The sequence below is a fragment of the Paenibacillus sp. FSL H3-0310 genome (assembly GCF_038002785.1).
Taxonomy (GTDB): Bacteria; Bacillota; Bacilli; order Paenibacillales; family Paenibacillaceae; genus Paenibacillus_AQ; species Paenibacillus_AQ odorifer.
Window position 1 is genome coordinate 530,251 of the sequence record NZ_JBBODC010000003.1, and the last position, 24,334, is coordinate 554,584.

Annotated in this window: 23 protein-coding genes; all 23 read left to right on the plus strand. The window is 41.8% G+C overall.

Annotation, left to right across the window (positions count from 1 at the left end; translation table 11 throughout):
* Positions 1 to 32 precede the first annotated feature (32 nt).
* The 23 genes from MHH63_RS28260 to MHH63_RS28370 all read left to right on the plus strand — a co-directional run bounded on the left by MHH63_RS28260 (position 33) and on the right by MHH63_RS28370 (position 24,287).
* Complete coding sequence (locus tag MHH63_RS28260) at positions 33 to 599, plus strand: cob(I)yrinic acid a,c-diamide adenosyltransferase (protein ID WP_076301356.1); 567 nt, start codon at positions 33 to 35, stop codon at positions 597 to 599.
* A 1-nt stretch (position 600) separates the two neighbouring features.
* A complete protein-coding gene (locus tag MHH63_RS28265; protein WP_341172330.1) occupies positions 601 to 1,587 on the plus strand; it encodes an RluA family pseudouridine synthase in 987 nt (328 codons plus the stop codon).
* Positions 1,588 to 1,780: 193 nt separating this feature from the next.
* Positions 1,781 to 2,146, plus strand: coding sequence for an arsenate reductase family protein (locus MHH63_RS28270; RefSeq protein ID WP_038569540.1), 366 nt, complete (start codon positions 1,781 to 1,783; stop codon positions 2,144 to 2,146).
* Between the two features lie 60 nt (positions 2,147 to 2,206).
* On the plus strand, positions 2,207 to 3,106 hold the full coding sequence (locus MHH63_RS28275; RefSeq protein ID WP_076126491.1) for a 5'-3' exonuclease: 900 nt from the start codon (positions 2,207 to 2,209) through the stop codon (positions 3,104 to 3,106).
* A 294-nt stretch (positions 3,107 to 3,400) separates the two neighbouring features.
* Complete coding sequence (locus tag MHH63_RS28280; RefSeq protein ID WP_175623547.1) at positions 3,401 to 4,690, plus strand: AAA family ATPase; 1,290 nt, start codon at positions 3,401 to 3,403, stop codon at positions 4,688 to 4,690.
* Positions 4,690 to 5,571: a hypothetical protein gene (locus MHH63_RS28285; protein WP_076301355.1), complete on the plus strand. Its 882-nt coding sequence runs from the start codon at positions 4,690 to 4,692 to the stop codon at positions 5,569 to 5,571. The genes MHH63_RS28280 and MHH63_RS28285 overlap by 1 nt, the downstream gene beginning before the upstream one ends.
* Complete coding sequence (locus MHH63_RS28290; protein WP_076281083.1) at positions 5,550 to 6,377, plus strand: hypothetical protein; 828 nt, start codon at positions 5,550 to 5,552, stop codon at positions 6,375 to 6,377. The genes MHH63_RS28285 and MHH63_RS28290 overlap by 22 nt, the downstream gene beginning before the upstream one ends.
* A 40-nt stretch (positions 6,378 to 6,417) precedes the next feature.
* Positions 6,418 to 7,863: an ATPase, T2SS/T4P/T4SS family gene (locus MHH63_RS28295; RefSeq protein WP_280775604.1), complete on the plus strand. Its 1,446-nt coding sequence runs from the start codon at positions 6,418 to 6,420 to the stop codon at positions 7,861 to 7,863.
* Positions 7,841 to 8,824: a hypothetical protein gene (locus MHH63_RS28300; protein WP_076281081.1), complete on the plus strand. Its 984-nt coding sequence runs from the start codon at positions 7,841 to 7,843 to the stop codon at positions 8,822 to 8,824. The genes MHH63_RS28295 and MHH63_RS28300 overlap by 23 nt, the downstream gene beginning before the upstream one ends.
* The gene (locus MHH63_RS28305) at positions 8,821 to 9,702 is read left to right on the plus strand and encodes a hypothetical protein (RefSeq protein ID WP_076281080.1); all 882 of its coding nucleotides are present in this window, start codon (positions 8,821 to 8,823) and stop codon (positions 9,700 to 9,702) included. Before MHH63_RS28300 ends, MHH63_RS28305 begins: the two co-directional genes overlap by 4 nt.
* Positions 9,703 to 9,731: 29 nt before the next feature.
* On the plus strand, positions 9,732 to 9,926 hold the full coding sequence (locus MHH63_RS28310; protein WP_076281079.1) for a hypothetical protein: 195 nt from the start codon (positions 9,732 to 9,734) through the stop codon (positions 9,924 to 9,926).
* A gap of 17 nt (positions 9,927 to 9,943) precedes the next feature.
* Positions 9,944 to 10,426, plus strand: coding sequence for a hypothetical protein (locus MHH63_RS28315; RefSeq protein WP_036684493.1), 483 nt, complete (start codon positions 9,944 to 9,946; stop codon positions 10,424 to 10,426).
* 14 nt (positions 10,427 to 10,440) lie between these two features.
* Complete coding sequence (locus MHH63_RS28320; protein ID WP_341144036.1) at positions 10,441 to 10,938, plus strand: hypothetical protein; 498 nt, start codon at positions 10,441 to 10,443, stop codon at positions 10,936 to 10,938.
* Positions 10,938 to 11,186 (plus strand): EsaB/YukD family protein, encoded by a 249-nt coding sequence (locus tag MHH63_RS28325; protein ID WP_076281077.1) that lies wholly within the window; start codon positions 10,938 to 10,940, stop codon positions 11,184 to 11,186. Before MHH63_RS28320 ends, MHH63_RS28325 begins: the two co-directional genes overlap by 1 nt.
* Positions 11,187 to 11,200: 14 nt before the next feature.
* The gene (locus MHH63_RS28330; RefSeq protein ID WP_280752665.1) at positions 11,201 to 12,028 is read left to right on the plus strand and encodes a DUF5050 domain-containing protein; all 828 of its coding nucleotides are present in this window, start codon (positions 11,201 to 11,203) and stop codon (positions 12,026 to 12,028) included.
* 5 nt (positions 12,029 to 12,033) lie between these two features.
* On the plus strand, positions 12,034 to 15,918 hold the full coding sequence (gene essC / locus MHH63_RS28335; RefSeq protein ID WP_341172331.1) for a type VII secretion protein EssC: 3,885 nt from the start codon (positions 12,034 to 12,036) through the stop codon (positions 15,916 to 15,918).
* Positions 15,919 to 15,934: 16 nt separating this feature from the next.
* Entirely contained in the window at positions 15,935 to 16,282 is a 348-nt protein-coding gene (locus MHH63_RS28340; protein ID WP_076281074.1) for a WXG100 family type VII secretion target, read from the plus strand.
* A 46-nt stretch (positions 16,283 to 16,328) separates the two neighbouring features.
* On the plus strand, positions 16,329 to 16,628 hold the full coding sequence (locus tag MHH63_RS28345) for a WXG100 family type VII secretion target (protein ID WP_036684485.1): 300 nt from the start codon (positions 16,329 to 16,331) through the stop codon (positions 16,626 to 16,628).
* A gap of 85 nt (positions 16,629 to 16,713) precedes the next feature.
* The gene (locus tag MHH63_RS28350) at positions 16,714 to 17,853 is read left to right on the plus strand and encodes an Mbeg1-like protein (protein WP_339190243.1); all 1,140 of its coding nucleotides are present in this window, start codon (positions 16,714 to 16,716) and stop codon (positions 17,851 to 17,853) included.
* Positions 17,854 to 17,893: 40 nt separating this feature from the next.
* Positions 17,894 to 18,724, plus strand: a complete 831-nt coding sequence (locus MHH63_RS28355; RefSeq protein WP_341144038.1) for a hypothetical protein — start codon at positions 17,894 to 17,896, stop codon at positions 18,722 to 18,724.
* Entirely contained in the window at positions 18,724 to 20,640 is a 1,917-nt protein-coding gene (locus tag MHH63_RS28360; protein ID WP_341144039.1) for an Mbeg1-like protein, read from the plus strand. Before MHH63_RS28355 ends, MHH63_RS28360 begins: the two co-directional genes overlap by 1 nt.
* A gap of 43 nt (positions 20,641 to 20,683) precedes the next feature.
* Positions 20,684 to 21,547 (plus strand): copper amine oxidase N-terminal domain-containing protein, encoded by an 864-nt coding sequence (locus MHH63_RS28365; protein WP_339172584.1) that lies wholly within the window; start codon positions 20,684 to 20,686, stop codon positions 21,545 to 21,547.
* Between the two features lie 13 nt (positions 21,548 to 21,560).
* A complete protein-coding gene (locus MHH63_RS28370; protein ID WP_339281869.1) occupies positions 21,561 to 24,287 on the plus strand; it encodes a hypothetical protein in 2,727 nt (908 codons plus the stop codon).
* Positions 24,288 to 24,334: the final 47 nt, after the last annotated feature.

Here is a 24,334-nt window from a genome sequence, read left to right on the forward strand (position 1 = left end):
TGTTTTTTAAGAATGGATAGGAGGCTTAAACCATGGCGATTTACACACGTTCGGGTGATGCAGGTCAGACCTCAGTGATTGGCGGCCGGGTCGGCAAGGATGATGTCCGCGTCGAGGCCTACGGAACGATCGATGAGCTGAATTGTTTTGTAGGGCAAGCACGAAGCCTGATGGAAAGTGATAATTTCGACGATGTCCGCGAGCAATTGCTCGAAATACAGCATGAGCTGTTTGATTGCGGCACGGATTTAGCATTTGTTAGACTTGCTGATGGTGGTCAATATATGGTGACAAGTGAGATGGCTCAGCGGCTGGAAGGCTGGATAGATACTCTACAAGAGGAGAATCCGCCACTTGAGAAATTTATCCTGCCAGGGGGGAGTCAGCTGGCTTCGGTTCTACATGTGTGCCGCACGGTTTGCCGTCGTGCAGAACGCCGGGCGGTTACCTTAGGGCGAACTGCGGACATTAACCCAGAAGCGGTGATTTATCTTAATCGGTTGTCGGATTATTTTTTTGCTTTGGCTAGAACGGCTAATACACGGTCAGGGATTACTGATGTAGAATACATCCGCAGTAAAAAGGTGTTCCGAGACTAATATGACAAGCTATTATTCACCCATTACTTATATCATACCGCCTGAAGAGGATGACTTCCTGCTGAAGACCATCCTGCACAAACGGATGGATGTCTCACGCAAGCTGCTCTCTCGCCTGAAGCAGACGGAGCAAGGCATTACATTAAACGGTGAACGTGTATACATTAGTGTGCATGTAAAGGCAGGAGATACCGTGCAGATTCGCATGGAAACGGAGACTTCGGATGATATTTTGCCGCAGCCGATTCCATTTGAGATTTTATTTGAAGATGAACATCTGCTAGTGGTTAACAAGGCAGCGGGAATTATAGTTCATCCCACACATGGACATTACACCGACACGCTTGCCAATGGTGTGGTTTATTATTGGGCACAGAAGAATGAACGCTTCCGTTTCCGGCCTGTTCACCGTCTGGATCAGGAGACCTCCGGTGTGTTAGTGATCGCCAAAAATCCTTACAGCCATCAGCATATTTCCGAGCAGATGATCGCCGGTACTGTGGATAAGCGTTACGCTGCATTTGTTCACGGGGTTCCTGCGGAGTTATCCGGCGATATCGACGGCCCTATCGATCGTGATCCTGAGGAGCCACATCGGCGTATCGTGACACCGGATGGATATCCTTCCCTAACCCGATATGAGGTTAAGCAGGTGTATTCAGCTGGCTCTAGAGTTGAACTAAAGCTGGAGAGTGGGCGTACGCATCAGATTCGGGTCCATATGACCTCAATCGGCTGTCCGCTGATTGGGGACAGCATGTACCGTCATGAGCTGTACAATCTACCAGAATTGACTTCAACTCAAAGCCAGCAATTGGAGACCGTTGCAGCACTCGATGCTTCCATACCGCGTCAGGCGCTGCACGCAGTCCGTCTGACGTTCAAGCACCCTGTGCTTCTGCAAGAAATGATTTTCGAAGCCCCGTTGCCACCTGACATGGCAGCCTTGGAGAAAATATTGGAGCAAGGTCCGACAGTGGATTTGTGATAAAATTATGATTCAGGCGATGGAGTGGCGAAGGGGAGGATTGGAACTGTAGGAGCGATAGCGACCGCCTTTGTTTGCGGATTTCAAACGTGTTTAACGGTAAAATTGAAGAAATCTGTAGACAACAGCGGCCGAAAGTCCAAACATTCCCCATAGTTACGATATTATTAGCCGATTATTAAAGGAGCACAACATGAGCAAATTAAAAGTATATCAATATCCCAAATGCAGCACCTGCCGCAGCGCAGTAAAATGGTTGCAGGGACAAGGTCATGAGCTGGAGCTTCAGCACATCGCAGAGCAGCCACCTACGGTGGACGAGCTGCGTGAGCTGCTCGCGAACAGCGGCCTTGAGCTGAAGAAGTTTTTTAATACAAGCGGTGAAGTATATAAATCATTAGGTCTGAAGGACAAGCTGCCCCAGCTTACGGAACAGGAGAAGTTAGAGCTGCTCTCAAGCCACGGGATGCTGATCAAACGTCCGATTGTCACGGATGGAGTTAAAGTTACGGTGGGATTCAAAGAAGACCAATATGCCGATACTTGGACTAATGTTTAATATCAATACAACGATCAAGGGAGAGGTTTATAAGTGAGAACAGATACAACGGGCCGGGTAATGCTTGTAGATGGAATGGCTCTGCTGTTCCGGGCCTTTTATGCGACCTCTTATGGAGGATATATTCGCAAGACAAAAGAAGGTTTACCGACGAATGCGGTATATGGATTTTTGCAGTATTTTTTTGATGCAGTAAGTACGTTTGAGCCTTCTCATGTCGTATGCTGCTGGGATATGGGTAAAGGAACGTTCCGTACCGAGAAATATGATGGATACAAATCCAACCGGATCGAAGCTCCGCTGGAATTAATTCCGCAATTTGATCTAGTAAAAGAAGTAGTGGCTGAGCTAGGTGTGCCAAACATCGGTCTTGCCGGCTATGAAGCAGATGATTGCATTGGTACGCTAGCATCCTGTTACAGCGATAATTCTGAGGTTTACATTCTGACGGGTGACCATGATATGCTGCAGCTTATTGATGAGAATGTTAAGGTCGTCATTATGAAAAAAGGACGCTCCAACTATAAAGTTTATGACCTTGCAGAATTGCTTGAGGATAAAGGTCTAACCCCTAGACAGGTTATTGACCTGAAGGGCTTTATGGGCGATACAAGTGATAATTACCCTGGTGTAAAAGGGATTGGTGAGAAAACCGCGCTGAAGCTGTTAACGGAATACGGTACAGTTGAAGGTGTAATTGAGAATCTTCACTTGCTCCCTAAAGGTGTACGGTCCAAAATTGAAGCCGACCTTGATATGCTGCATCTATCAAGAGAGCTGGCTGAAATCCGTTGTGATGTGCCTGTGGTCTGTGAGCTGGCGGAAGCTTTATGGCAATTACAACGGGAAACAGCCGCGCGTAAATTTCAAGAACTGGAATTTGGCAGCCTGATGCATTTGATCGCTGAGGTGCAGGACGAACGGGGAATTGTACAGATTGAGTTAGGTGATCTGGGTTAAGGAGAGTGGTTCTCTTCTGATGAAAAGGTGAATAAACATAATGGCAGGTCAAGGTTACTTTCCTTGATCTGCTTTTTTTGTTGTCGAATTCATGTGGAAATTTATCAATATATGTCTTTTTTTGACTTAATTACAAATTAAGGTTTCTAATCATGGATATTGGTTTAATGAAATTTCAAAGGAAATACATAGGGATTATTTTCCATAGTAGGTGATGATGAGATGAAGATACTTTTGGTCACGCACAAGTTCCAGAAGATAGTAGGTAATTATTGCAGGCGGACCATAGACGTAGTGAACGAGTCTGAATTAGTCCTTGGAGGTATTTTGGAGTTTTTGCAAAACATCAATCCTTCTATAGACAGCATATTAATAACAGATGATGCATTATCTCTGAGGATGGAACAGAACAGGAGTGATTTAAATAACCTAATCAATTGGCTCTTATATAATCAAAAGTCAAATGTAAAGATTTTAATCCTCACCAGGCACATAAGGAAAGATAAAGAATGGGAGAATCTCAGCTATAGATATCCGAATCTCCAAATTAAGAATTACGAATACATACGCATTACACCAGTACTATTTCAGGAAGCTCTTGAGCATTTATCCGATACCAAACCTCAATTGAAACAACATTCCAGACTTCACGACGATAAGAGCAATCAAAAAAGTATAGACAGAAAAGGGTCGTTTCTGGATCGCTTTAAACCGAAACTGAAAGCCCCAACTGAATTACAGGCTACAGATACCCTTACTAGGGAGCTTGATAAGATTAGCCGAGGGATTAGTCGTATTGTAGCGATAACCGGCCATAGTGGATGCGGAATTACTAGCACAACTATCAATGTTGCAAGTGAAGCGAGTAAACGGGGTCTGAATGTAATAATCGTGGATATGGACATCGAATATCGAAGTACGAATATGTATTTTAGCAGCTTTCATGAACGAACCAAGCGGGATGAAGATATAAATGCATCTCTCATCCGAACGTTAGCAAGACCTCAGGATTGTTTGACTACGGCTTTTCATTTGAAAGAAAATCTATGGCTGGCTGGACTGGGTTACAGCTTTTCCGACCCCAAGTTAATCGAGCAATTTTACACCAGCTCTAAACTTGTCGGTCTGTTGTCCTTACTCCGAAACAAATTTAATTTGATCCTATTGGATCTACCACTGAACTTATTAGACAGATTTCGAGAAGCATTAATCCATATCGACAGCTTTGGCCTCTGTATTCCCAATAATCTATATGCTGTTTTAAGCACTCTGAGGAATGTGGAAGAGACACTGAATAAGGAAAATACGGCCTATTTGAATGCTAAATCAAAAGTAATTGTCACCAAATATAATGACCGTTCCAGATTTCAAGGTGAAATTTTCGTACCAGATAAGGTAAGTGCAATTGCTACATCCGGTCTTTTAGAAAGCTTTACATACGGAATGAAAGTGGCAGGTCATGTCTCTTATGACACGGACTTTGATACTCAGATTGAAACCGATGTGCCGCTTGTATATTCAAACAAAGACCATGAGCGGGCTTATGGAAATATACTTCTTAGATTACTGGAGGGGAGTAGTTAATGGATTTAAGCGGGCTTAAAAACGCGACACCCAATAAGCAAATGTTCAAGCGGGTTGCAGCATTGCTCTTTAGTCTATTGATCATCGTGGTTTCATATATGTTCATTACGAAAGCCAGCAAAGATGCCAGCGATGTGGTAGAGGTGTTGCGGGTGAAGCAGAGTGATGGTATTCCGGCTTACGTAGTCATTACGGAACCTATGATTGAGAAATACAATATTATCAAAAAAGAATACACGGAGGACATGGTGTTGTCTGAAGATATAGATTCGGTGAAGGATAAACTGTCCGCATATTATCTTCGAGAAAACAGCGTGCTCTACAAAGATCAGTTACTGGATGAAAAACCGCAAAAAAATGAATGGCTGTATCAAGTGAATGAGGAAAATGAGGTCTTGACGCTTCCTTATAATTTTCTGGAGGTTGGTGGAGATATTCTAATGCCAGGAGACCGTGTTCGTATCCGTGTGTCCTATGAGGTAGAGGAGAAGGATACCGCGGGTGGCAATCCAAACGCTATTTATTCCGAGTCCACGAATACGATCAAAAAAACTGAAGTATTGTTTGAAAGCATTGTTGTGAAGGATATGCTCAACGCAAGTAGTCATTCCATCTACGAAGTATATAAAGAAGTGCAGAAACTGGATGAGGATAAGAAACAAAATGTTATGAAGAGTAAGGATTTCTTAAAGAACATTCAACCTAAAGCATTACTTCTCGAGGGGACGAGTGCACAAATTAACAACTATGCCAAATACAAAGGACTTAATGGAAATTCATTTCTGATTACCATACTGAGCAGAAAAAGTAGTGATGTCATCATTGACCAATTGCCCACTTTGGAGAAAGAGGTGGAATCGTGGATCGGAAAAGAGGATTAGGAATCGACAGCATTTTTCAGAAAATATCATCTAAGGATCTCGTCGGTGCCGAACTTCAAGAGAATAATCTGATTTATAGTGTAGTAGGTTTTATACCTGCTTGTGATGGTGTAGATAATGCCATGCTCATAAGCAACTTAGGATATTTGTTATCTCAAAAGGGTCTAAATACGTGTGTGGTTGACCTTAAGGTGTTTTATCCAAACTTATATCAATTTCTAGATGTCCCTGCACATAAGAAGGGGCAAGGATTAATTAAGGTGTTGAAAAGCGACAAGGTAGATTTCAGAGATGAATTACAGCAGACCAAATACGAGAAGCTGTTCCTGTTATCAGCTAGTCCACAGGATCTAATGGAGGAGTATTTTGATTTTGAGTTTGGAAATTTAGAGCGTGTAATTACTACACTTAAGCAGATGTTTGATATCGTGCTGATCGACATTCCCAACAACCCTCCATTGGAATTTTGTCTGGGTGCCATGAAGTATTGTCACATAGGATTCTTTACGGCAACAGAGAGGATGGAAGCTACAATAAATATGGTGAAGCTGCTGGACTATGCTAAATCGGTGGGGATAAGTACGGCTAAGTTCACCAGTGTGGTGATGATGAATATTCAGCATGTTGAATTTGATTATAAGGTTATGAAGGATATGGGTTTTAACATAGTTTCTGTACTGCCACTTGTGAAGGATGCCGTAGTTCGTGCACATGAGGGCAGGCTGTACATAAAAGATAACCCCCTAATCAATAAATATTTCAAAAAAGAGATCCAAAAACTGGCCGATCGGTTGGCGGATCAGTAAAGGGGAGAGCGATTTGCTGACACGTGCGAAAATTAGCGATATGCAGCAAAAAGTACTGCATCAGGTAGGGCCGAAGGAGAACATGGAGGATCTGGCTAGTAAATATACGACCATAAGCTTTGATGAGGCTTTGGAGTTATGCCAAAAATATATTACGAAAATAACGACACATGCCTATAGGCGAGAAAGCGACCCTGCTCGAAAACGTGAAATGACGAAGGCTTACATAAATGAATTTGTAGATGCACAGAAACCTTCTGTCGAGGGATTTTATGACCTAGCAGAGTTGAAAAACGCACTCACCAATGAAATCACTCACTATGGTCCTATTACCAAGGCTATGGAGGACCCTAGTATAGATGAAATCAGAGCCAACGGACCTGATCAAATCTTTGTGGAAAGCGGCGGAAGAAGCCTGCAGTGGGATCAACATTTTACAGATCGTGATCATATGGAACGGATTATCGCCAAGCTTATAGGTATCTCCAAGGTTCGGCTGATTCCAAAGATACCCATGGTAAATGCCAGAACGATTGAGGGGTATCGTGTGAATGCCACTCATGCTGAGATCTCACCGTATGACCAACCAGCGTTTGTGATCCGAAAGTTCAGCAAGAAGAGTATTGTTCCGAAAATGCTTATTGAGAATAAATCCTTCTCCTCAAACATGTATAAATTATTGTCTTTGATCCCGAAATCAGACTTATCCTGGATTACAGTGGGACCGACAGGAAGCGGAAAGACAACGCTAAATGAAATTCTTGTTAAGGAGATCAATCCTCTATCAAGGATCATTACCATTGAAAATCCTTCGGAGATGAGATTGATTCAAAGAGAAGATAACAGCGAACACGGTAGAGTGCTGAATGATGTGTTGCAATACGAGTCGGTCCCTGATGATGATGACTCAAGCCCAGCGACTATGGAAAATTTGCTTATTAATGCGATGAGACAATCACCTCACTGGATTGGACCAGGGGAGCTTCGAACACCCGGTGAATTCGCCACAGCGCTCCGAGCAGCACAGACGGGACACTATTTCTTTTCCACACTTCATGCAGAGGGGGATAAGGAAGCGATCTTCAGATTTCTAACGGCCTATCTAATGGCCTCTAATGAGCCAGCGGAACTTGCTCTACGAAATATCTGCAGTGCTGTAAAATTTGTAATCTTTCAAGAGAAACTGGCAGATGGTACGCGTAAAGTGACTTCAATTTCAGAGATTTTGGGCTCAGATGGCTTGAATCCACTGATTAATCAAATCTATAGATTTGATTGTGATGATGTTATTGAAGAGATGATTGAAGGCAAGAAGATGATCAAAATTGTTGGCAGACATTTACGTGTAGGAAAGATCTCGGAGAATATACAGCAGCTAATGCTCAAGGCCGGAATTAAGAGAAGCAGGTTTGAGTTCTTTACCAAGGATCCGTTGGAGGGCGAAACAGAGGTGTACGAATTCGATGAATACAACTTTAATCATTAGTCTACTTCTTGGTACGGCTGCATTTGTACTATTTAACGCCATCTTTGAGGTCAAGTTTTTTCAGGGGTCTGTAAGATATGTTCTCGACGTTATGGATACCCTCGCAGAGTACCTTGGCAAGTATAACACAAAGCGTTATGTCGACCGGATCAAGAAGGAACGAATTGTCAGGCAGAAGGAAAATATTTATGCGAAATACAATCGAATGGTAGAGGGTCTAATTTTAGATTTTAATATGCCTTTTACACTGGAGAGCTTCACCTCAATGCTTTGCATTTGTTTTGCTATTATAGCTCTGCTAGTGGTTCTGCTTATGAATAGCATTACGCTTTCGCTTGTGATCACGATTTCAATCTTTGTAGGCTTGTTTACTTTTTTCGTGATGCAGTCTAGAGCCATCCAAGCAGAACGGCTGGAAAATATAATGGATGCCGAAGATGTAATTTGTCCGTTAGCCCGTGAAGGTGTACTAGTAGCTATTAAAAAGGTGATGGAGAGCGATGAATATATCAGTCCTAATCTTAGGCCCTATTTCCAGCAGTTTATAGATAATTGCGATAACAACGGCTATTCCTTTAAGCAAGCTATTACGCTGTTAAATAGACAGCTTGGTCCCAAATTTGATAATTTCACAAAAAAAGCAGTGGTTTTCGAATATAACGAAAGAAAAGGTATGGCAGACATTTTCCTCGATATTGTAGATGAAAATGCCGTGCTGCGCGAGATTAACTCTAAAAAGGAACGGATTTTTAGAAAGATGAATCGAGATTTTATGTTTAAAACCGGAATCATTGTGCTTTTTTTCTTGTACGCATTAACTGTAAAGGATTTTAGAGAATTTATGCTTGTAAGTAATGTTGGGAAATTGATCAACACGATATTGATTAGTGTCATTTGTTTAAGCTTTGCACGCAGCCAGGTACTCCAAGGGAACGTCGGCATGGGTGGTGAGCGCAAATGATATTCCTAGTTAAGCTGATTGCCATGCTCTCCATCCTTTATTTGATCAAGATATTGTTATACCCCTTCTTTAAACCTGTGAGCAGAAAACAGAAAAAACGTGCACGTCAATATATCAAGCAGCGTAAAAATGCGGCGTTAAAAGAGAAGTTCAACCAATATAAACGAAGAATTGCAATGAAATATGTTAAAGGGTTATTGGGAAGTGCTGAAAGGTTAAGATTCAAGAAAATCATTGACCGACTTGATCTACAAAAGACTCCAGAGGAAATACGGACCGAGCAATTCATGTACTCGCTAAGTGCTATTGTGATTATGTTGTTGCTATGGAAGGTGAACATCCTGCTTGGCTGTATCTCTGCCATCTTCATCATGCTGGGCTGGCTCTATCCGGTGGTCGAGTTGGAGAAGATTATCGATAAGAAGAACAAAAATATATCCCTGGATTTCCCAGCCTTTTATAGTATGGTCTATTACCAGTATATAAAGTCGGTCAACATACATTTCTCGGATGTGCTTAAGGATTACATTCCCAGTGCAAATCCTGATATAGCCGAGGAGCTTGGTGTGATGCTGGATAATATTGATTACGGAGAAGAATTCGCTTTTAAGCAGCTGAAGAAACGGATTCCAATGCATTATGTGATCAAGTTCTGCGACATTATGGAGACTAGGCTTAAAGGATACGATAATGTGTCTCAGATGGCATATCTCAAGAATGAATTAGATGGCTTCAGAATCAGGGCTTTGGAAGAAGAACTGGAGAGCAGGCAGCGCAGCAGTGCAAGAATCCAATTTCTACTTATTATAGTGTTGGCCATTTATATCGTTATGTACTATTTATTTACCATTCTGAGTTCGATGAAGATGTTTCAATAAACCAATTTTATTTATAGGGGGATACACGAATGAAGACAGATCTAAAGGAATTGCTAGTGGAGGAAAAAGGGGAAGTAGGCATCAAGCAAATCGCGATTACGGTCGGCGTTATTATATTAATTGGTGTGGTAGTCACTTATTTAAAGGGCGGAGTACTGGCAGGATGGGTTGATGATATCTGGACATTTTTATTCGATGATTTGATCAAAAAGATGGTTAGCTAATTTGGGGTGAAAATACAATGCAAGGGATAGCAAAGGCAGTATTACTTACCATACTGACTTCGGTTACGATTCTGCTGTTTGTGAATTTGGCTTTCTTTTTCCCATGGTATTTAACGCTAGTCACAGAGACGTATAGTGTTTCGCAGATTGTAGCTGGTGATAACTACTTGAAGGAATCGTATTATGAGGATGTTATGGAGAGATTACAGGAGCGCCCTATTTACCGAGATAAAGCCGATGATATTGTCATTACGGTCACTAATGCAGATCATGATAATGCGATTGGTAATGATGATGAAACCTCATATTACGATGAAGGGAACGAATGGAATAAACCTTATCGGCAAAGAGGCGAACCACTTACGGTTGAGATTAAAGCTGTGTATCCTTTCTCTATCACTTTATGGGGAAAGAAGCTGGAGCGTGAAATTCCGGTCCACTTCTCCATGTCAACGACAGGCCTGAAACATTATAAGGATCTGGACTACTATATAGATTGATAGGATGACTTTTGGTGAAAAATATTGCAGTAGGAGTATTGTTGATTATTCTAGTGTCAATTGTTGTGGAGCCTTTGGTGGAGACGGGCATTGTATTTAGAGAGAAGGTAGTGCTGAGCACTGCGATCTCAAATGCTTGCCGGGCAGCTAAGGATCGGAGTTTGGAGTATGAACTGCTACGTGGACTGGATGCGGTGATTAACGAGGAGAGGTTCAAAGAATACTTTTCAGATGCGTTCGAAAGCGCTCTAAATGTATCGGAACAGACCGATGATGGCAACGTGCTTACATTTACATCCAATGATGATAGATACAATGATTTTACGGTAAGTTTAGATTTTTCTAACATGGAGAATGCCCAAACCAGTCAAAGAGTATCAGAAGTTAATGTGAAAGCACAGGCAACATACAAATTTAAAACCAGATACTTAAAGCTCGCTGAAGAAGCAGACAAAGAAGTAGATTATCAGTTAATTAGCGAGAGGAAATATATTCTCTCCGTTAAGAATTGATGAAAGGAATAATCGGAATGGATTATATAATGGTTACTTTTCAAACGGATACAGCTCTAAGAATGGACCTAAAAGTTCCGGTGTTTGTGACTATAGAAGAACTGTTAGACATGTTAATGGAGTCCTTGAGCTTAAAGGAGAGAAGCGGGGCCAAGCTTCAGGCTGAGCCATTAGGCAGAATATTAAGTAATAGTAAAACCTTGGATCAAGAAGGTGTAGCCCAAGGCGCACTGCTCACACTTATCTGAGAAGGGGCAATGAAATGAATAGCAACCTGCAAAGTGGCGGATTAATCCTAAAGGCTGATGAATCTCTTTTTATTACGGATATTAAAAATTATTCAGGAACCTATTCTTTAGATAGAGCGAATGATCAAGCAGTGCCTATTCATTATGAGGGTTTGTTCTGGTTCATGAATGAGGCTGGAAATTTCCTTTATTACAGTGATCAGTTAAAGGGGAATGTGCTCTGTAAGCTTGATATTGTAAAGCGACATACAGAAGTATTGTTAGACAAACCTTGTTATCAGCTTCAGCGACATGGAGATTGGATCTACTATATTCACGAGGAGGACCATCGATTGTATCGCTGTGCTACTAGTGGTAAACGTGATATAAAGCTGATTGATGAGCATGTGGAGAGTTTTCTCTTGTATGAAGGACAAATCTACTATGCTACACCAAATGGGATTAAGAGGAGCATAGAATCCGGTGAGGCTAGTGAAAGGATTAGTGAAATGGTTACAAGTTTACTGATCCGAATAGGAAGTAAACTGTGTTTTCCAGATGCCGGGAATGGACACCGCTTGACGCTGCTTGATGTGGAGCGTGATACGGTAACTGTGGTAGACAATATAGATGCCCTTAGTATGAGCTCGGATGACAAATATATTTATTGTGCTAACCGATTAAATGACAACAGTATATATCGAGTGGATCCATTGCATGGAGGGAGTATTCGAATATCTGGGGAAAGCGCGGACTATTTACATGTTCTGGACAATGATCTTTATTTTTGCAGTGGTCGTGAATGGCATCGAATCTCTCTATTTGGTGGAGAGGCGGAGACAATAACCTTTATAGGAAGGTAGATCTAATGAGCTATGAATTCAGTCGTCAGCCCCGTTTCCTACCGGATATGCCCCGGGGAGAAATTGATGTTCCTAATCCACCTATGATTAACGAGAAACCAGAAATCTCTTGGTTCGGAATATTGCTTCCACCTATCGTAATGTTGATTATTACCGTATTAATCGCAATGACTTCACAGTCTATCTATTTACTGATCTCAGTTGCGACTACAGTAATGACACTGATTGGGTCATTGACAGGAGCAACTTCTCAGATTCGGAAATATAAGCTAAAGAAGAAGGAACGGGAAGAAAAATATCTTCAATTTATAACCGATGTCCGCAGCGAATTGTCGATAGCTCGCGAACAACAGGTAAAAGCCATGAATGAAATGAGCCCGGAACCTGCGGAATGTGTGCAACGAATCCTGCGCAGGGATAACAAGCTATGGGAAAAAACGCCTTCACATAATGATTTTCTGGCTCTGCGGATCGGGGTGGGAAGTGTACCGCTGGAACTGCACATCAAATACACCAAACAGGCGATCATCCTTGAAACGGACCCGCTGTTGATGGAGCCGCAGAGATTGGCCATGGAATTCGAGAAGGTCTCGAATGTTCCCATAACGGTTAATCTGGTGACTTCCGAAATATGCGGGATTGCCGGTGAAAGCGATAAAACAGCTGTGCTAATAAAGCTGATGCTGCTACAGCTTGTGACTCATCATGGTTATGACGATGTCAGGGTTATTGTTCTTGCCGCAGAGGATGAATTGGAGAAATGGGATTGGCTGAAATTTGTACCCCATCTATGGGATGACGGGTTTAATATCAGATTTCTTTTATGTGGTAAAGCCATTGCCCATCAGACCTTGTCCGAGATTTATGGCTCTTTGAAGGAACGGGAGATGAGGTCTTTGAGCGGTGGTGTATTGCCCCATTATCTCTTTATTGTAGAGGACGCTTCCTTGCTTGAGAATGAGCTAATCAGTAAATATTTGTACAACGGCAGTGTAAAGCTTGGAGTATCAACCCTTTTTATCGCCAAGAATTCCGCTTATCTGCCCATGAACTGTAAAACGGTTATTCATTTAAACGGAAAAAGTGGTGAAATGGCCAATCGATTAACCGGAGAGAAGATCGTGTTTACTCCAGACCAGGCAGACATAAATGATTTAGATCTAGTCGCGAGAAAGCTCGCACCGCTTCGTATTAAAAATTCAAGTGCTAGTTTCTCGCTTCCATCCTCCATCACGCTGATGGAAATGCTACAGAACGAAAAGGTGTCTGAAGTAAATGTAATTCTGAACTGGACCCGCAACAAAACCTATATGGGCATGAGCGTACCTATAGGGGTGAGAGCTGGCGGAGAAGCTTTATTTTTAGATATGCATGAGACGGGGTTTGGGCCCCATGGTCTTGTAGCCGGAACAACAGGTTCTGGCAAAAGTGAGTTACTGCAAAGTATCATCGTATCCCAAGCCATTCATTACCATCCCCATGATATTGCTTTTGTTCTCATCGATTACAAAGGGGGAGGCATGGCAGATGTATTTAAAGGAATGCCTCATCTGGTCGGTACCATTACGAATTTGGATGGAAATCAAACGACGAGAGCACTATTGTCTATCAAAAGTGAGCTCATGCGGCGGCAACGTGTCTTCTCGGAATATGGCGTGAACAATATTGATAAATACCAGAAATTATTTTATAGCAAAGATGTAAAAGGTGACATGCCAGCTATTCCCCATCTGATTATGATTGCGGATGAGTTCGCGGAGCTTAAGCAGGATCAACCGGATTTCATGAAAGAGCTTGTAAGTACGGCCCGGGTAGGTCGAAGCCTTGGCGTCCATTTGATCCTTGCCACCCAGAAGCCTGCCGGCGTAGTGGATGACCAGATATGGAGTAACTCGAAATTTAAAATATGTCTTAAAGTGCAGGATGAGGCTGACAGTAGGGATGTTATTAAACGTCCTGATGCGGCCATGATTAAGGAACCGGGACGGGCGTATATACAGGTCGGAAATGATGAGATCTTTGAGTTGTTCCAATCTGCGTATTCTGGTGCTGATTATGATCCGAAAGGCGAACTACAGAAACAGGAGAACAAGCCCAAACGAATCTATAAGGTAGCTCTGAATGGTAGAAGCGAGCAGATCTTTCCGCTTGAAGAAGAGAAAATCTCCAAAAATGAGTCCGCTTCCCAGCTCCATGCCATGGTTGAATACATTACAGAAACCGCCAAGCAATATGGGATTTCTCCAATGAAGGGGCCTTGGCTACCGCCACTGCCTGATGTAGTCTACCTCGATTTATTGCTGCCGAATAGCTTAGCAGAAGGTAGATGGCCGCAGCAGCAGAAACTGCTCAGTGTGCCAGTGGGGCTCATGGATGATCCAAGAGGACAGAGACAGGAAGCGCTGGAGATAGATTTTGCATCTGAGGGGAATCTGTTTGTCTATGGAACGCCGGGTACAGGTAAAACTGTGTTCCTCAAAACGTTATGTTTATCGATGGCTCTGATGTATCCGCCGGATGACGTCAATATCTATATTATGGATTTTGGCGGAAGCTCACTTAAAGCTATGGAGAAGCTTCCTCATGTCGGTGGGGTAATGACACTGGAACAAGAAGATAAAATTGACCAATTTATGCGCTTTATGTTCAGGGTTATGGAGGATCGAAGAACGCTGTTTCAAAATAATGGAAGTGAAGGGTTCAATGATTACCGTAGAAGTGGACGAAAACTGCCCGCATTTATAGTCATAGTCGACAACTACTTTGCTTTATCGGAGACCTACGAAGATTTTGACGCTCAAATGGTGCTGCTGGCTCGTGAAGGTTTTAAATACGGTATTTATATGGTCGCTACAGCAACCAATAGTGCTTTGGTCAGATATAAATTTTCGGTTAACTTCAAAATGGCGATCAGCTTCCAGATGACTGAGAAGAGTGAATATGATGGTATTGTAGGACGAACGGAAGGCTTGGAACCCGCAAAGGTTGCAGGCAGAGGATTGGTAAGAGGCAAGCCGCCTTTGGAATTTCAGACTTCGCTTCCTGAATATCAACATTCCGCTACCGAGCTCATCTTGAAGAGAATGGAGGCTTTGAATCTAAGTGGAGCCGCACCAATTCCGGTGATGCCTTCTACGATTGATCTGCGGCAGCTCAATAATAATACAGAGCAACTGGCCATAGGCTTGGGCAACAATGATTTACAGCCTGTGTTTATAGACCTTGTTGCAACACCAGTGCTGATGATAGCTGGAGAGCCTATGTCAGGAAAGAGCACTTTACTTGTATCGTGGATGAAGCTGATGAGCGAAAAGCAGGATATAGAGGTATATGCGCTGGATTCATCTGCTATGGGCATTTATGAACTGATACAACAGTCTTACGTAACGGATTTATCGAACGTGGATGATTTGGACAATTTCATTGATGGGATCAAAGAACAATTGGAAACTAGACGCAGTGAGCTTCTCTCATGCAGAATGTCCGGTGGTGACGTTGGCGCTCTGATGAAACAGTGGAAGCAGATCATCTTCGTTATTGATCGTCTAAGTGAATTTACGAGCGGAGACAAGTACATGCTGCATGAGCTGATTGAACGAATTGTGAAGCAAGAACGCGGTATGAAGGTAGCTGTTCTAGCGGCAGATAACACAAGTGATCTTACCTCTAATTGGGATTCCTTGGGCAAGACTATCCGAGAAGAACAGACCGGGATTTTGCTAGGAAGAATGAAAGAACAAAATCTTTACAATGTTTCTTTACCTTACGGAACCCAGGAGAAAGAAGGGGAGCAAGGTGATGGCTATCTCATTGTAAAGAATAAATATACCGGATTAAGATGTGCCGTATGGAGTAAGGAGAATCGAGTTAATGCGGGAGTAGGAGTTTAGGATGGAGGTGTAGCTAGTGTCAGTTAGTCCATCAGAAATCAGGGGAAACGCTTCACAGATCCATAGTCTAACTAATGAAGTAAACAGTACTTCAAAAAAACTGCAAAGCGATTATACACAATCGGCCAGCTATTGGACCGGTACGGCTTCTAAGGCATTTCAAAGTGAATACAACGAGCTGGATAGCGAAATGAAGACCCTGCTCACAATGCTGGGTAGGCTCGAAAGTGGGGTCCAAAGAGTGGCTTCAGAAGTGATCCGTGCTGAACAGGAAAGAGAAGAAAAGCGAAGACTAGCAGAGAAGGCGGCGCAAGAGGCACTGAAACAAAAGCAATTAGAAAAACAAAAGCAAAGCCAGAAGTAATGACAGGGTTGTTGAGATATAAATGCTTTGAAAGGAGGTGAATAATGTGGCGGGAAACAATCTTACATTTAATCCGGATCAGGCACTAGGTGTAGCTAAGTCTATTAAAACCAAAGCAAATAATGCAGATACTCTTATCAAACAATTGCAATCTGAAATTCATGCCGTTAGCGGTTGGTGGCAAGGAGAATCACAAACAGCTTTTATACAACAATTCGATGGACTTATGCCTAGTTTTAAGGAAATGGTTCTCTGTGTAGAGAATATCAGTAAGAACCTAACGCAAATTGCTAACATCAAGCAACAAGCCGAGCAAGAAATGGCAAGTAAACTGCGTGGAAAATAATGCTGGCATACATAACAAGGCAGATTTTGAGCCATCTGCCTTGTTAGTATGATTTTAATGTGAATTTATTTGGGGGGATCTGTAAGTGAAGCTGACCGAACAACAATACATAACACTGGCATCAGTTGTAGAAGCAGCAGACGGTCTCGAACTGACGGATAGTCTGGCTTTTGCTGGTGCAGCAGCCTATGCCTATAGAGATGAGCATGATGATAGATTAATTATCTTTACATATAAAGGAAAAGATTGGCTTGCGGATCTGCAGTCTCTGTTAAGCGGTCAGAGCAGCATGCCGGAGGAAGCATCAAGATTTTTATTAAAAAACAAAGGGGAGAAGGATTGCCAGGTTACTGGTTATTCCATGGGCGGTGCCTTAGCTCTTTATGCAGCAACGGTTAATGAGGGGATTGGTGGTGTGGTATTCGACGCACCAGGTATAGCAAACATTCTGACTGTGGAGCAAAAGGGAAAGCTTCAGGTTAAAAATATTGTGGCTTATAACAGTCTTGTATCCGCGTTAGGCAAACACAACGAAGAGATTGTATTTGCTAAATCGGGTATAGAAGAAACGGAATTTCTAATTCCTGATTCGCTTTGGCAGCGCTATACCTTTGACGCTGAGGGGAATGTGATTATAGGTGAAAAAGGGAATGCCTATGCTTTGCTATCCAAGATTAATATCCTAACGGAAGAGCATACGCCTGTTTTTGATGCTGTTATGAGTGGATTTGGGGATACCGTCGGACTAACAGAAGCTGCATCGGACCATTTGGGTTACGTGATATTTACCTTAATAGATCAGTTGGATGTAGGAAAAGTGCGAGGTGCACTGATTGAAATTGCCCACAAATATGAACGAATGTTGGATGCGAAGTTCAGCGAGTGGAGAACCGAAATGAATAATATTCCGGAATCCTTCTTATTCGATGACATCTCTGCGAAATTTGAACAACTATCTGAAGCAGCCATGCTAGAGGCAGCGGGAATAGCAGAAGAGCTTAATGAAATCACGCAAGCTGTCTTATCCATCCTACTGATTTGCAGTCCGGTAGGGGATAAGCTGATGGACCATGTAGAGGAATGGTTGAATAAACTGACAAATGCCCTCATGGAACGTATGGAGAAACTAACGAACCAAATGACATTACATCTAGATAAGGTGGTTGAAACAACCATGAATCAAATGCTCAAATTTCCAGAATTGAAGCTGGATTTTGAATTCTGATTACTAACTGGAATCGCCATCAAAAAGGAGTGAAGCCAGCATGAAAAAGATTTATACAAGGAAGGTGTTGACTCTGATGTTGATATTATCAATGTTCAGCTTTATGGGATGTGGCTCTAGAGAGGAGAAAAGTGAAAAGAAAATTTTGAGCTCCTTGCAGGAAAAGTATGGCGAGGAATTCATCCTTGATGGCATAGGCGGCGGTTGGGGAACGATGAACAACAATACATTGAAGGCGACTGTGCATCCTAAGAAGGATGACACGATTAATGTACGGGTGGAAATCACGAAGGATTTGGAAAAGGTGTATGACAACTATTTAAACCAGGTGGTAGCAAAAAAAGACGAACCAATGATTCAAGCAATCGCTGCTAGCATTTGGCCTGACAGTAAAATTATCGTTGCCAACGAAACGGGGTTGGTTTACCCCAAGCATAACAATACAAAGCTTTCCTACGAGCAATTTCTGAAGTTATATCCAACGAATACGCTGGTGATTTCAGTCTATTTAAATAGTGATAACTATGTTGATGGTAATGGAGATATGGACCAAGAGGCAGAAATGAGAAAATATATGGATTTTGCAAAAATACTAGCAGAAAATAAATATGTGAGTAGTCTGATAGGGATAGGATACCTCACTCCAGAGGCCTATGGTCGATTAGAAGAGGTCAAAAAGGCAGAGGAAAGTGTTGACATATATTTTAGTGACGAAACTAAAAAAACAGGAATTATTAATATAGTTACAATGGCTGGATTCAAATTAGGAGTTGATGGAAAGATTGTAGAATCTCAAGACAAGATTAGAGAATTCTTTGATATATGGAAAGAGGACAGAATAAAAAGAATGGAACAAAGAGGGGGATTGTAATGGACGATACGCTTACAGAGGTAGAGTTAAAGCAGATCTCGCAACTTGTTTATTTAGATATACTCAACATTAAGGATTTGGAAAAAACTTATGCATTATATAAAAAAATCACTCTCGGCGAAGTTCTCAACTTCTACGCTTCTCCCGCAGGTCAGCAACAATTAAAAGAACGCTTTCCTGACGATCTTAACGGAGTCAAAGAATACAAGCAGTGGAATGATCTCATAGAGCAGATGAATATATCTGATTATCAGAATTGGGAAATCTCCAATATCGTCTCTCATAATAAAAAAGAGGAATCAGGTTTTGTTGCATTTACAGTAGATACCAAGAACGGGGCAAAGGTAGCGGCGTTCCGGGGTAGTGAACCAATGGATAACCCGCTTTACCATAATGACTGGAAAAACAACGGAACAACTGCATATGCCCTTGAATCTTTACAACAGGCGGAAGCTAAAGAATATATGAATAATTTCAAAATAGATGCGGGTTATGAATTGTTTCTGACTGGGCACTCGCTAGGAGGTAATCTAGCCCTATATTCCTCTTTTATATTACCTGAGAATTTACGGAACCAACTAACTTCCGCATCAACGTTTAATGCACCGGGATTTAATGGAACCTTGCTTGATAAACACAGGGCCACTATAGACGAATTGAATGAGAATGACAGAATTAAAGAGTTCAGAAATAAAAATGACATCGTTCCGGCCCTATTTCAAAATCCATCGGCAGGTATTTACATTGATACTGAATCTGAAAGGAATACCGTCCTGCCACATCATTCCTTATTCTCACTGAAGATCGACGGGAACAATGAGTCCTTTCAACGTTCAGAGTCACAGACTCGGGCTTTGGTTCCTAACCTAGTGCATAATATTACAGTTGGTCTGGAAATTGTGCCGGGCCCCCTAAAGGAAGCATTGGTCGAAGGGGTTTTCAAAGTATTGGATGGGGAAGTAGATCTGCGGCCATTAGCGTTTGCGGGAGTAGCCGTAGTTGGACTTTTAATGGTGACAGTTGGGCCCGTTGCAGTTGTTACTGCGGCGCTTACTGCAGCGTTAGCTGCGCTCGTTGTCACTATAAAAGCTCTGGTTGCGCTTTATATGATTGGTTTTGTAATTGACAGTGTGATTCCCTGGATTGAGCAAAGGGTGGAGGATATCAAGGAGAGAGTAGTTTCCTTTTATAATCAAAGTGTTGAATTTGTAACGAATATGGTGACAGAAGCTGTCCGAGTGACTAATTTGATCGGTGATAAAATTGCGGAGTTTTCACAAAAGGTAAAGCACGCAGTTTCTGATTTTATGACGAAAATGAAAGAGGGCTTCAATCGTTTTGTAGAGAATGCCATTCAATATGTTGAAGCTCAGAAGGAATATTGGATTAGTGTAAAAGACAAAGCGATGAAGAAAATGGGGGATATATTCCAAAGTGTAAAATCTAAAATTAAGAAAACAAAGGAAGAATTTATCGCTGGCGCACGCACGATTAAAGATTCAGCGATCAGCAATGTTAAATCGACCGTAACGAAAACCATTACGAAGATTGCAGTTGCATCTGCTAGTGTCATTCAAGGAGCTAAGATCTTGGCGAATATGGATAAACTGGAGAGTCTGCAGAAAAGTCTGGTGCGTAAGGAAGAGAGCATTGCTGAAGTCGTCGAGAGGATATTATCTATAGCTTCTGGAGTAAGTTCTAACGTGGGCAGGGCTTACAGTGAATCTTATGTTCAAGCTCAATTAAGAGAAGTTCAACGTTTAAGCAATGAAGTCCGGACGCAGAAAAATCGTGTAACAACAGCGATAAACGGAAAAACTGCAGGTTTAAGATACACTGTTACAAAATATCGAGAGATTGAATCTAAAATTGTTGCTGCTGCCCGTGCAAGTACTACCACAATACACCTGAACTAATTATATCAGGAAATAGAAAGATAAATTTGAGAGGAGCAATTATATGAAAAAAATAATTAGTTCGCTGCTTTTATTACTAATGGTATCCCTGATGACTTCTGCATTTTCAGGTTTTGCAGCAAGTCTTCCATTGAGAGTAGTAGTAAATGGAGAAAAAGTTATTTTTCCAGACGCCCAGCCTTTTATCGATGCGCAGCAAAGGGTACAGCTACCCGTGCGTTTTATAAGTGAAGCGCTTGGAGCTAAGGTGTTATGGGACAGTAAGGCTAAAAAGGCAACAATCTCGCTTGAAGGCAAAACAATGGGTGTCTATATCGGGAAAAAGAGTTATGAGCTCAATGGAAAAACAAAACAAATGGACACGGCTGCATTGTTCAAACAGTCAAGAACTTTTGTCCCACTTCGATTTGTATATGAAGGACTCGGTGTAAACGTGAAATGGGATGATGCTGTGAAGACGGTCTACATCACTACTCCTTCAGGTGAAATAGCTACCTCTGATAAGCCTGCTACGGGAGAATCAACGAATGGAGCCAAGACGGTAACGATTCATGGGTTTGAAATCCCGTATACCCATCTGGGGGCCAATCTAGAGTCGACTTATATTACCGATTCACAGCTGACAGTATACAACAATGATGATCGGAAAGCAGGTCAGTATCTTTTTCAAATTACAATTACATTTACTAATATAGGCTCTGACCCTGCACTGGAGGCGAAGGAAGCGGAGAATATTCTTAGACAAAACATTGAGGGCGATGTCGTAGATTCGATTATGAAGTATGTTAGAACAAAAACAAAAAGAATGGATGAGCTAGATTATAAAGTCTTCCAAAGCAAAGATTATAAAATTGATGTAGACTCTCCTGGTATGGGGGATATAGGAATCGCAGTATGGCCGAAGTAGGAGAGGTGAAGGTATGAAAAAATCGATATGGCTTAGTATAGTGACAATATTCTTATTCCAATCTATAGCTTCTTCAGTTTTCTCTGAAGAGTCAGTGAATGATACTTCTAACAATCTTCCAAAAACAGCGACAGCTGTTATCGAGAAGATCAATAAAGATATGGCGGAGCTCTATAAAAAATCTAATTATTACACAATGGAGACTAATAAAGGAAAGTTAAGAGAGGATTTGTTACAAAACCAGATAAAATCTAACAATAGTAATTTTGAGATTGTCTATGGTGGAAATCATGAATGGCTTGAGCATAGCAATATGTTTGCTTTTTCCGGGTATTCGATTGATGGGGACTCGGTCTCAACTGAGGGAGCTCCATGGTATGCTGGATGGAGCGGGATTCAAATTCAGAATTTTAATATGATTAAGGAACCTTGGAAGGACTCTGGCGTAAAATCAAGCTACAAAATTAGAAAAAATGATTTTGATGCATTTGTAGGTAGGGATATTGAGTATCTAGTGAATTCCGGCGGGACTTTTGAGCAGGCTATTCTTACTGGACTAAACCTGAGCTATGCCGGTAAGAAATATGAACGGTTCATCTATAACAATCAAGACAAGGAGTATAAAGACAGGGTTGTATACACTCAGAATACTACACCGTCTAAGGGAGGGCGATGGATAGATTATGTTCACGTCCTGCAACCGCCTACCTATCTGTCTTGGGGATCAGGGAGGATTTACATCCAAGGTTCTAACGGAAATATTACTTACTTAGGCATTCCTATCGCACCGTTTATTTTGCAGGTAAATGATTTATCCCCTCATTTCGAAACTTTGCCAACCGGCGCGGTAGCTGGACAAGAGGTAACCGTTGGAATCAGACTCAGATCCAGCTTCGCCACCCAGAAAACAACAGATTACGCTTGGAAGATCACGAGTAACGGAAAGGAAATCCCTGTAAGATACCATGGTCATGCGTCAACGTTAGCAGGTGAAATTATGCTTGCGGCTAATACGGCTGACAATATTCTTTTCGCGACATTTACAATGCCTGATGAGGACGTATACATCCAGTTTAATCTGAACAGGCTGAAGTCACCTAATGAAGTCTTTTACGGAAATAATGAGATTTACGGATGGATTAAGAAGGTCAACTCGATGCCAACAACTAAAGGCTCCTTCGATCTGGATTATAATGTGTTATCGAAAAAAGTGAAATTCGGGTTAGCCGATGGCGCTGCTATAAAGGCTGTTCTACAACCGCAATATTCTGATTTTACTTGGAGTGGGAATGCTACAGGCGCTTTGGAAGTAATCAATAATACGGATACTATCTATCGTTATTTCCGTGTGGAGAATAATCCGCTGGTTAACGATGCCGCCAGTACTATAGTTAGACAACCTGACATCATAGCTAGTCTACAGCGCCCTGATTTTGGTGATGATCCTGTTAACGGTAAGTGGTACATTAATCCGGCTCCGTATACACCTAATCAAAAGTCAGGTAATATCAGTTTCCAGGGTACTGTGAGCAGAAATTTCACTCGTAATTATCAGGTGTGCAGCACAACAAAGAACGGGGAAGGTAAAGATGTTGAATCTTGTCAAACATATACGGAGAGCGGCAGCACTTCAGCTCCGTTTACACCAGGTGAGGATGTCAAAACCATTCGGACTTATATTTATAATGGGGCCAAACAAATAGCACCTAAGCTGTACAAGAATTCAATAGACAAGAATAAAGCGGATTCTTTGATTCGAAAGCTCTTCTGGACAAGTGAGCCTTACAATTATAATGTAATCCGCTGGATGGCTCATGAAGATGAGAATAAGAACTTACAGGATTGGACGAAAGTAAAGGGGCAATTCGAGCGAATCTTCACACAACAGGCAAGCGGAGACATCGGCTGGAAGGTAGAGAATAGCATGGCTCAAGCTTATAAGAAAGCCAGAGCTACCGCTAAAAAGATGCTTAACGACAAATCTAATTATGATACCGCCGTGTTTGCGACGGATAAGCAACTTCAAGGGTATGATTATCCGATTAAATCCGGATATTATTTTAATCCTGTTGGAACGTATACCTTTACACTGGAGACAGTTACGTTTAAAGATACGGATAAAGACACGAAGGACCATAAGGATCTTGTTGAGGAACTTACGAATTCTTTCCGATATGAAACTGATCTTATGTATATCAATAATGATAAAGTTGCGGTCAATCTGCGGAATGAACCACTGAGCAAAAACGGGAATAACTTTGCAAGAAAGCCAGCAGCTTTATCCGTAGAGGATAACACCGGAGTGAATGATGCAAAGTTGCTGACGGTGGAGAACAGCTTTACTAAAGATGTGGAAGAGATCCCATATTCACAAGAAAGAGAAAGTGATAAAGGCACCCATGAATTCTGGAAGAATATATTAGAGGGTTACTCACAGTCTAGTACACTGGGAAGCTTCAACAATTTCAAATACCGTGAATATGTGGGCTTGAATCAGAATATGTACAAGATCACGGAAAAGTCTACGGTGACGATTACGATTAATAAGGACCATATTCCTGTCTATACTACAGCTGAAATGCCAGATGGGAAGTACTATGTTAAGGCTTGGCTGGCAGATGTGGAGCTCTCCAAGAGTACCAACGCGTACAAATCACTGGGCAAGCTTGTCGGCATTAAGCCGCTGGATCAAATTGAGGTTACGGTAAAAGGCTCTATGTTTGATGACTTAAATAATTAAACATCAATAGTCTCCCTTCATGCAAAAAAGCATGAAGGGAGTTTTAT

Bases quoted from the DNA above. Each gene is read 5' to 3' on its own strand.
- MHH63_RS28300 (WP_076281081.1), top strand. From the start codon at position 7,841: ATGAATACAACTTTAATCATTAGTCTACTTCTTGGTACGGCTGCATTT.
- MHH63_RS28265 (WP_341172330.1), top strand. From the start codon at position 601: ATGACAAGCTATTATTCACCCATTACTTATATCATACCGCCTGAAGAG.
- MHH63_RS28310 (WP_076281079.1), top strand. From the start codon at position 9,732: ATGAAGACAGATCTAAAGGAATTGCTAGTGGAGGAAAAAGGGGAAGTA.
- MHH63_RS28285 (WP_076301355.1), top strand. From the start codon at position 4,690: ATGGATTTAAGCGGGCTTAAAAACGCGACACCCAATAAGCAAATGTTC.
- MHH63_RS28275 (WP_076126491.1), top strand. From the start codon at position 2,207: ATGCTTGTAGATGGAATGGCTCTGCTGTTCCGGGCCTTTTATGCGACC.
- MHH63_RS28295 (WP_280775604.1), top strand. From the start codon at position 6,418: ATGCAGCAAAAAGTACTGCATCAGGTAGGGCCGAAGGAGAACATGGAG.
- MHH63_RS28315 (WP_036684493.1), top strand. From the start codon at position 9,944: ATGCAAGGGATAGCAAAGGCAGTATTACTTACCATACTGACTTCGGTT.
- MHH63_RS28305 (WP_076281080.1), top strand. From the start codon at position 8,821: ATGATATTCCTAGTTAAGCTGATTGCCATGCTCTCCATCCTTTATTTG.
- MHH63_RS28260 (WP_076301356.1), top strand. From the start codon at position 33: ATGGCGATTTACACACGTTCGGGTGATGCAGGTCAGACCTCAGTGATT.
- MHH63_RS28370 (WP_339281869.1), top strand. From the start codon at position 21,561: ATGAAAAAATCGATATGGCTTAGTATAGTGACAATATTCTTATTCCAA.
- MHH63_RS28270 (WP_038569540.1), top strand. From the start codon at position 1,781: ATGAGCAAATTAAAAGTATATCAATATCCCAAATGCAGCACCTGCCGC.
- MHH63_RS28355 (WP_341144038.1), top strand. From the start codon at position 17,894: ATGAAAAAGATTTATACAAGGAAGGTGTTGACTCTGATGTTGATATTA.
- MHH63_RS28365 (WP_339172584.1), top strand. From the start codon at position 20,684: ATGAAAAAAATAATTAGTTCGCTGCTTTTATTACTAATGGTATCCCTG.
- essC (WP_341172331.1), top strand. From the start codon at position 12,034: ATGAGCTATGAATTCAGTCGTCAGCCCCGTTTCCTACCGGATATGCCC.
- MHH63_RS28325 (WP_076281077.1), top strand. From the start codon at position 10,938: ATGAAAGGAATAATCGGAATGGATTATATAATGGTTACTTTTCAAACG.
- MHH63_RS28330 (WP_280752665.1), top strand. From the start codon at position 11,201: ATGAATAGCAACCTGCAAAGTGGCGGATTAATCCTAAAGGCTGATGAA.
- MHH63_RS28360 (WP_341144039.1), top strand. From the start codon at position 18,724: ATGGACGATACGCTTACAGAGGTAGAGTTAAAGCAGATCTCGCAACTT.